This is a genomic window from Planktotalea sp., assembly GCF_049680325.1.
In the GTDB taxonomy this organism is placed as follows: Bacteria; Pseudomonadota; Alphaproteobacteria; order Rhodobacterales; family Rhodobacteraceae; genus Planktotalea.
Genome location: NZ_JBAUHO010000065.1, coordinates 1 through 5327, shown reverse-complemented (window position 1 = coordinate 5327; position 5327 = coordinate 1). Strand labels below are relative to the sequence as shown.

General features: G+C 54.0%; 5 protein-coding genes and 1 tRNA gene. 3 read left to right on the top strand and 3 right to left on the bottom strand.

Annotated elements, in window-relative coordinates; all coding sequences use genetic code 11:
* A partial coding sequence (gene rocF, locus WBC85_RS02695; RefSeq protein WP_424433138.1) for an arginase occupies window positions 1–871 on the bottom strand: 871 nt, incomplete at its 3' end.
* A gap of 121 nt (window positions 872–992) precedes the next feature.
* Here rocF and WBC85_RS02690 point away from each other — a divergent pair.
* Window positions 993–1415, top strand: a complete 423-nt coding sequence (locus WBC85_RS02690) for an Lrp/AsnC family transcriptional regulator (RefSeq protein ID WP_424433137.1) — start codon at window positions 993–995, stop codon at window positions 1413–1415.
* Here WBC85_RS02690 and WBC85_RS02685 read toward each other — a convergent pair.
* Both WBC85_RS02685 and WBC85_RS02680 read right to left on the bottom strand, forming a co-directional pair.
* On the bottom strand, window positions 1412–1870 hold the full coding sequence (locus WBC85_RS02685; RefSeq protein ID WP_424433136.1) for a disulfide bond formation protein B: 459 nt from the start codon (window positions 1868–1870) through the stop codon (window positions 1412–1414). The two genes, WBC85_RS02690 and WBC85_RS02685, sit on opposite strands and share 4 nt — an antisense overlap.
* Window positions 1867–2445, bottom strand: coding sequence for a YqaA family protein (locus tag WBC85_RS02680; RefSeq protein ID WP_424433135.1), 579 nt, complete (start codon window positions 2443–2445; stop codon window positions 1867–1869). The genes WBC85_RS02685 and WBC85_RS02680 overlap by 4 nt, the downstream gene beginning before the upstream one ends.
* Window positions 2446–2581: 136 nt before the next feature.
* Between WBC85_RS02680 and WBC85_RS02675 the strand changes: the two genes are divergently transcribed.
* Both WBC85_RS02675 and WBC85_RS02670 read left to right on the top strand, forming a co-directional pair.
* A tRNA-Leu gene (locus WBC85_RS02675) sits at window positions 2582–2667 on the top strand.
* 733 nt (window positions 2668–3400) lie between these two features.
* Window positions 3401–5327: Ig-like domain-containing protein (locus WBC85_RS02670; protein WP_424433134.1), on the top strand; the 1927-nt coding region annotated here is incomplete at its 3' end.

The following is a 5327-nucleotide window of genomic DNA, read 5'->3' as shown; positions in this document are numbered from 1 at the left end:
CTGCAAGATCGGTCATAACCAGGGCGGTGCTACCGCGGTCATCGAGGAAGGGATTCAGCTCGACCAGATCAAGCGCGCTAAGCAAGTTGCTATCGCAGATCATTTCCATTGCAAGATGGGCCTCGCGCAAAGTTGCCCCGCCGGGGACTGTGGTGCCCACTGCAGGGGCAAACATTGGATCGATGAAGTCGACATCCAAAGAGACATGTAACAGACCGTTGGCGGCCTTCACTTTAGCAAGGAACGCCTCCAGAGGGCGCGCGATGCCATTTTCGTCAATGGCGCGCATGTCGTGATAGGTAATGGCGCTTGCTTGCAGTGCCGCGCGCTCGGGCGCATCGACGCTACGCAGGCCGATGATGCAGATGTTTTCCTGCGCGACAGGACTGTCCACTTGCGGGAAATCCTCAAACCCGTCACGGCCAGTCACATACCCCAACGGCGTGCCATGCAAGTTGCCCGAGGCAGACGTCAAAGGTGTGTGAAAATCAGAATGTGCATCAAGCCAGAGCACGAACAGGGGGCGTTCCTGTTTTGCTGCGTAGCGCGCAGAGCCAAGAACAGAGCCCAACGAAAGGCTGTGGTCCCCGCCAAGGAATATCGGTGTACCCGTATGCATTGCCGTTTCTGCAGCTTCTGAAATGACTTGAGTCCAGCCGATGTTTTCCGCGCGCATATATCCGGGGCCAGAAGCAGTGATGGCGCTCAGATCAGGCAAGGAAAGGTTTCCTGTGTCATATACGGTCAGGCCAAGATCTGTCAGTGCCTCAGCAAGGCCCGCGGTGCGATAGGCGTCCGGGCCCATCAAGCAGCCTCTGCGGGCCTTGCCGCTATCAACGGGGCAGCCGATCAAGTGAACATTTTGAGACATGGGATTTCCCTATTAGCGTTTCCTTGGTGCAGTGATAACCTGGCAAAGCGATAAGCAGTAAGTTTATAAAGTGATCGAAAACATATAAGATATATCGAAATGGTAGATAGTAGGTTTCAAAATGGATGATCTGGACCGTCAGTTGATCGCACTTTTGCGCAAGAACGCCCGCGCTTCGCTGTCGCATTTGGCTGCAATGTTGGGGATTGCGCGGGCGACGGTTCGGGCCCGTATGGCGCGGCTTGAGGCCTCGGGCGACGTGCTGGGATATCAAGTGGTTTTGAAGGGTGATGTTTCCGCCAATGCGGTACGCGGCTTGATGATGCTTGGCGTCGAAGGGCGCGGGGCAGAGCGCATCACGCGGCAATTGACGGGCCTGCGTGAGGTGCGCGCAGTGCATAGCACAAACGGGCGCTGGGATCTGATCGTCGAGATCGGAACAGATTCGCTGGAAGCGCTGGACAAAGTGCTGGCGCTTATCCGCAAGCTAGACGGCGTCAGCACATCCGAAACCAGCCTGCTGCTGGCGACGCGCACCAGCTAGGCTTTTCGCAGCGCCATTATCCAGATAACGGCCAAAGCTACAGAGGCGAGCATGTTCCAGCTTGCCATTGATAGGCCGAACAATGCCCATGGCACTTCATCGCAGCGCACAAGCGGGGCGGCCATGATCTGCGCCAGAAGGTCACTGGAGCTCATGTCCGCGACTGATCCGGAGGTGCAGGAAGTCGGACCTTCCCACCATTTGCGCTCGACACCTGTATGATATGCGCCAATTGCCGCCGTAACAAGCGCGGCGAGCGCACCCAAGGCGGGCAGGGCACGGGTGGATAGAAACAGGGCGCTGACGCCAATAACAATCGCTGCGATATGTGGATAGCGCTGCCAATAGCACAGTTTGCAAGGGGGCATTTCGCCAATGTATTGAAAGCCAAGCGCGCCAAGCATCAAGGCCGCAGATCCGCCAGCGGCAAGAAGGATAAGTGTGTTACGGGTCATAGGAACTTTACCACATAGAAGCCTGCGAGCAGAGTGACGACAAAAAGCACAAACATAAGGGGCAGGCGCTTTTCAATGAAATCACGGATTGGTTCGCCGAATTTCCACAAAAGTGCGGCAACGATAAAAAAGCGAAGCCCGCGCGCGAAAATGGACGTTATGATAAAGGTCGACAGTGCCATGCCTGTCCAGCCCGACATGATCGTAATGACCTTATAGGGGAAGGGCGTTACCCCGGCGCTGAGAACGGCCCAGAACCCAAGGTCGTTAAAACGGGTGCTGAATTCTGCCATGGAGTCCGCTTTGCCGAGGCTTTCCAGAATAGGTGCGCCTATCTGTTCATAGGCAAGGGCACCAATGGCATATCCCAGCAATCCGCCAAGGACGGAGGCCACCAGCGCAACGCTGGCGATCAGCCATGCGCGGGACGGCCGCGCGAGAATCATCGGGATCATCAGAATGTCGGGTGGAATCGGAAAAACCGAAGACTCGATGAAGGACACAAACGCGAGCAACCAAAGCGCATGACGATGCTCTGCCCAGGAAAGGGTGATGTCATAGAGTTTTTTAAGCATTTTAGCGGCCCCTTAGTTAAAAAGGTGTGAACATGTGTGCGCAGAAGGGTCAAGAGGGCGCGTGAGACGATTTCTTTCAAGAACGTGATTGTGAGGTCTGGACCCCGCCGCAGAGCAGCGCTAAAGAGGCGCAAGTGCCCAAGTGGCGGAATGGTAGACGCAGGGGATTCAAAATCCCCCGCCTTAACGGGCGTGCCGGTTCGAGTCCGGCCTTGGGTACCAACTTGCTTGCAAGTCTCCGCATTCCCCCCTTTTTAGTATTTACGGTCTGTCTGACTGGCAGCGTTCAACCGGCTGCATCTTTTGACCCGCATTGTGCGAATCAAATTGACGTAAGATTGTGGATAACTCGGTTTTCACGGCGCTATCTTTTTGCAGAACACGTGCGCCTTCAAAACAATCGGCGAAAATCTGCTTCTTTATTGCGGGCTCGGAAACGGCGATGCCTTATTTTCCGGATTTCGTAGCGCGGACGGTCGAAAAATCGTCACAAGGGTTAACTGTTTCCGTTCTGGTGACGATGCCAAAGGAAACAATGAATAGATCCAGTTTTGGAGACAGTTAACCAATTTTAAAGGTGAAAAGCCTTTGGCGGTGCCACATTCTGCGATAAATCTGACCGGCATTGTGATGTGAAACTAAGCATTTTCCCATGGATGCTCCTAAAAATTACGGCTAAATTGCGAAAAATGTTTGTTGCCCGTGCAATGCACTATACAAACAAGGGAGCCCAACTGGGGGGCGCTCTAGGCCATGGGGGTGGCCGAAGAATGAATTGGCGTCTGCGAGGACGCAAAGCTGCTGTTGAGATCTATATTTGGATCAAGAGGCGCACCGTGCATTTTGCACGGCCCAGCTTTGTATCTCCGGTCACCTGTTTGGGATTGTCGTGTCGAAAGATGCGTCGCTGTTTTTGCCCGTGCTTACGGGCGCTTGATTGTGTGAGGGGTTCGAAATGCCTGATCTAAGAATGACCTGGGAAGACTTCTCTGGTTCGTATGGAGCTCCAGTAGCTGATGGTTCTTCTACGGTTATAGCTGCAACCGGCGACGGTGGGATCGGCGGCGTTGACGTTACTGTAGAGTATAACAACGTTGACCCGAACGCTCTCGCTTTTGCGTTGAACCTCGATACTTACGATGATCTTGGCGATGACCTGCCTACTAATTCCCAATTAAAGCTGTTGAACGACGCGACTGCGGCAGCAGGCGTAACCGATACGTCCAGCGTTGCACTGTCGTTCTCGTCTTCGGACGCACTTTATGGTGACGGCGTTTCCAACCTGACGTTCCGCATCGATGATATCGACGCCGGAACGATCAATGACGTTGACGACGGCGCAGGCGCATTCCACGAAGATATCGTTGAAATCCGGGCCTACGATCTGGCTGGCAACTTGATCCCTGTTACAATCACGCCTGGTTCGGCGATGTCCGTGACGGGTCAGACGATTGACGGTGACTCACAAGGTCTTCCGACAGATGCAGCTACCTCTGCTTTGATCTCGATCGCTGGTCCAGTTGGCCGCGTTGAAATCGACTATGCAAACGGCGGTAGCGGCACGCAGGAAATTCTTATTTCCGACCTGCTGTTTTCTACAACCGACGCAACAGCCAACGTGGATCCGATCGCAAACCCGGATTCGGCAAGCACGGAAGTCGACACATTGCTTGAGGACATCGACGTTCTTGGCAACGACAGTGATCCAGATGGCGATGCGCTGACAGTTTCCGCAGCAAGCGCACCGAACGGCACGGTTACGGTTAACCCCGATGGCACGCTTGATTATCAGCCTGATGTTGGTTTTACAGGAACCGATACGATCACCTATGTTATCGACGATGGTAATGGCGGTACTGATACTGGTGCTGTAACTGTTACAGTCGGGACACTGAACACAGACCCAGATGCACAGCCTGACACAGCCACTACAACGGCTGGCACGGCGGTCACGATCTTCCCGCTCGGCAACGACACCGATCCTGAAGGCGATGTTCTGACAATCACGTCAGCAACTGCACCTGACGGTACGGTTACGATTTCGCCAGACGGAACGTCAGTAACCTATACGCCTGATGTTGGCTTCAACAATGATGTCGACACGATCACTTATACCATTTCCGATGGAAATGGCGGCACTGATACGACAACTATTCAGGTTATTGTCGGTACACCGGGCCTTGATGGTATCGTTGAAGGTACCGCGGGTAGCGATCTGATCGATACGACGTATCTGGGCGATCCAGAAGGCGATCAGATTGATAACTCCGATGCGATTGCCCCGGAAACTGGCGCGCAGGACGATGTTGTTGAAGCTGGCGACGGCGATGACACAATCGATGCTGGCCTTGGCGACGACTATGTCGACGCTGGCACAGGCGATGACGTTGTAACGACGGGCGAAGGCGATGATACCGTCTTTGGCGGCACTGGTTCGGACGACATCGACACGGGTGAAGGCGACGATTCCGTCTTCTCTGATGAAGGTGACGACACGATCACAACCGGCGACGGTCAAGACACTATTCTTGCTGGTCTTGGCAATGATGTTATCGACACAAGCGGAAGCATTCCGCTGCTCGATGATGCGCCGTTCCCGTCGATCCCGACTGATGATGATCCTGATGATGACCGTGATTTCGTTGATGCGGATGAGGGCGATGACCTTATCACGACAGGCGATGATGACGATACAATCATCGGCGGCGAAGGTAACGATACAATCAACTCCGGTATCGACAATGACTCTGTCATTGGTGATGGCGGCGACGATTTGATTAACGATGTACAAGGTGCCGACTTTGTTGATGGTGGTGACGGAAACGATACAATCAACGTAGGTCTTGATACCTTCAGCGATTATATCGGCGATGATCCTAACC